The organism is Streptomyces sp. SID3343, assembly GCF_009865215.1.
Classification (GTDB): domain Bacteria; phylum Actinomycetota; class Actinomycetes; order Streptomycetales; family Streptomycetaceae; genus Embleya.
Genome location: NZ_WWJX01001348.1, coordinates 1 through 3,154, shown reverse-complemented (window position 1 = coordinate 3,154; position 3,154 = coordinate 1). Strand labels below are relative to the sequence as shown.

Below are 3,154 nucleotides of genomic sequence, written 5' to 3'. Positions count from 1 at the left end.
CGCCGCCCTCGTGGACGCGCTCGCCCGCGACGCGGTGGAGTCCTTCCGCGATCGGGCGGACGCCCCCGCGGTTCGGCTCGCGCCCCGTGATCGCGCCTGGGACGAAGGCTGGGCCGTCGGCCCACGCCAGGGTGCCGCGCAGGTCGTGGCCGATCGGCCCGCGGCGGACCTGCTGGGCTGGCTGCTGGGCCGTACCGATCCCGCCGCCCTGGACCTCCCGCCGCTCCCTCCCTGGCTGTGACGCAGGAGGACCCCCGGACGGCGCACGGCGTCGTTTGCCGATCCTGGGCGCCGTGCGTTCCCTGTCGTGCCGCCACCGCGATCCGGTGGCGGCACGACGTCGTTCCCGGCTTCCCGCGGCTCACCGGCGCACGATGTGGTTCCCGGCTTCTGTGGCTTACCGGCGGCACGATGTCGTTCCCGGCTTCCTTCGGCTCACCGGCGGCACACCGATGGGCCGCGCTCCGGTCGAGAGCGCGGCCCATCGGCGTGCCGCCGCCGCGTTGGTGGTCGGCACCACCGCGGCCGCGGTCTACCGCGTACGGTCCCAGACGCACCGGCCACCGACGAACGTGGCATCGACCGTCGTCGAGGCGATGTCGTCCACCGGGCCTTCGAAGGGGTCCCGGTTCAGGACGGCGATGTCGGCGAGTGCCCCGGGACGCAGCACGCCGGTGTCGTCACGGTGGTTCACATATGCGGAACCCGCCGTGTAGGCGCGCAGCGCAGCGCCGAGAGTGATCCGCTGTTCGGGGATCAGCGGCTCGGCCGTCGCCCCGGGCGCGACGCGGTTGACGGCGACATGGATGCCCAGCATCGGATCGGGGCTGGACACCGGCCAGTCGGAGCCGGCCGCCAGCCGCGCGCCAGCGGCGGCCAGCCCGGCGAACGGATACTGCCTCGCGGCGCGTTCGGCGCCCAGGAAGGGGATGGTGAGGGTGTCCATCTGCGGCTCGTGGCAGGCCCACAGCGGCTGGACGGTGGCGGTGACGTCGAGGTCCGCGAAGCGGGGCAGATCCTCGGTGTGCACGACCTGGAGGTGCGCGATGTGGTGGCGCAGGTCGGTGTGGCCGTGGACCGTGCGTGCGTGCGCGAAGGCGTCGAGGGTCTCGCGGACCGCCCGGTCACCGATCGCGTGCACGTGGATTTGGAAACCGACGTCGGCCAACGCCGCGAACGCCGCGTTCAGCGCCGCCGGTTCCAGGTACGAATGGCCCAGGTTCGCGCTCCGGCAGCCGCAACGGTCGAGGTAGGGCTCGGACATCGCCGCGGTGAAGTTCTCCGCGACGCCGTCCTGCATGACCTTGACGGTCTCGGCCCGAAAGCGCCCGATCCGCGAGCGGTCACGCCGCGCGGCGAGTTCGGCGATCTGCTCCCGGCCGCGGGACCGGTCCCACCACAGGGCCGCCGCCACGCGCGCGGTCAGCCGCCCGGACTCGGCGGCGGCCAGATAGGTTTCGAACGCGTCGGGGACTCCGGCGTAGGTCCCGATGAGCGCGTCCTGCCAGGCGGTGACGCCGAGCGAATGCAGGTACTCCTGGGCGGCGAGCAGGGCCGTGGTCAACTCGTCGGCGGACGCCGCCGGGACGTGCCGTTCCACCAGCGCCATCGCGCCTTCGTGCAGGACTCCGGCGGGGTCGCCGGCGGCGGTGCGCTCGATGCGGCCGTCCGCCGGGTCCGGTGTGTCGCGCGTGATCCCGGCGAGTTCGAGCGCCTTGCCGTTCACCCACGCCGCGTGGTGGTCACGGTTGAGCAGGTATGCCGGCCGGTCGGGGACCACCGTGTCCAGGAGGGTCCCGGACGGGTTTCCGCCGGGGAACGCCTCCATCGACCAGCCGCCGCCGAGGACCCACGGCAGGTCGGGGTTGGCCGCGCCGTATTCCGCCACCTTGGTCAGGGTCGCGCCGGCGGTGTGTTCGCCGGTCAAGTCGCAGCGAAGCCGTTCGAGCCCACCTTGCACGGGATGGATGTGCGCGTCCTGGAAACCCGGGAGCGCCATGCGCCCGGACAGGTCGACCGTTTCCGTGGCGGCGCCGGCGTGCTCCCGGACCTCGGCGACGGAGCCCACGGCGAGGATGCGACCGTTCCCGACGGCGACCGCGTCGGCACGTGGGCGGCCGGGGTCGCCGGTGAACACGTGGCCGTTGTACAGCACCAGGTCGGCGGTCGGGTCGGCGGTCACGGACGGCTCCCCGCGACCGGGCCGAGGTCGAGAACGGCGAGATCGCGGCCGACCACGATCCGGCCGCCGAACTCCTTTCGGGCCTCCGCTTCCCACACCTCGTCGCCCGGATGGTCCGGCGGAACCAGGTGGGTGAGGACGAGCGTGCGCACACCGGCCTCGGCGGCGATCGCGCCCGCGTCGTCCGGCGACGTGTGGCACGACATGAGTTCCTCGGTGGAGATGGTGCCGCCGCTGACGTCCGACAGCGCGGCCAGGCTCGGTGCGTGGATCGCCTCGTGAACGAGGATGTCGGCGCCGCGGGCGAGTTCGGACAACGCGGCGCAGCGCGCGGTGTCACCGGAGATCACCACGGAACCGTCCGCGGTGTCGAAGCGGAACGCGAACGACGGGCGAACCGGGGGGTGTTGCACGAGTGCGGTGGTGACGCGGACCCGGTCGTCCTCGTAGATCACGCCGGCGTCGACGATCTCGCGCTCACGAACGAAGGGGCGCAGCGCCGGGCGACCGTCGATCTCGTGGCGGGAGCGGATGTCGTAGTCGTACGCGCTGAACCAGTGGTCGATCAGCGAGCCGAGCGGCGGCGGCCCGATCACGTCCACCGGGGCGCTCAGTCCTCCCCAGCCGAGCAGGAAGAGCGTGCCGAGGTCCGCGGTGTGGTCGGAGTGGTGGTGAGTGAGGAAGACCGCTTTCAGGTCGCCGAAGGACAGGCCCGCCTGCCGCATGCGGCGCGCGACGCCGTTGCCGGCGTCGATCAGGTAGACCGCGTCGTCGACGACCAGCGCCTGGGCGATGCCGGCGCGCTGAACGCTCGGCATGGGGCCGCCGGCCGTGCCGAGCAGGACGAGTCGGGTACTCATGAGGGTGGCTCCGTTGTGAGGTGCGTTGTGTGCTGCGGTGTGTCGCGCCGTGTGCGCTGCGGTGCGTCGCGCCGTGTGCGCTGCGGTGTGCCGTGCCGTGTGCGCTGCGGTG

The 3,154-nt window shown here is 73.0% G+C and carries 2 protein-coding genes and 1 pseudogene; 1 reads left to right on the top strand and 2 read right to left on the bottom strand.

Annotated features, from left to right (window positions below; genetic code table 11):
- Positions 1-241, top strand: a pseudogene (locus GT354_RS42700) (hypothetical protein); the annotation flags it as partial.
- Positions 242-532: 291 nt separating this feature from the next.
- On the opposite strand, the gene GT354_RS42695 reads toward GT354_RS42700, so the two are convergent.
- A complete protein-coding gene (locus GT354_RS42695) occupies positions 533-2,182 on the bottom strand; it encodes an amidohydrolase (RefSeq protein WP_161362252.1) in 1,650 nt (549 codons plus the stop codon).
- Positions 2,179-3,042, bottom strand: coding sequence for an MBL fold metallo-hydrolase (locus GT354_RS42690; protein WP_161362249.1), 864 nt, complete (start codon positions 3,040-3,042; stop codon positions 2,179-2,181). The genes GT354_RS42695 and GT354_RS42690 overlap by 4 nt, the downstream gene beginning before the upstream one ends.
- Between the last annotated feature and the right edge of the window lie 112 nt (positions 3,043-3,154).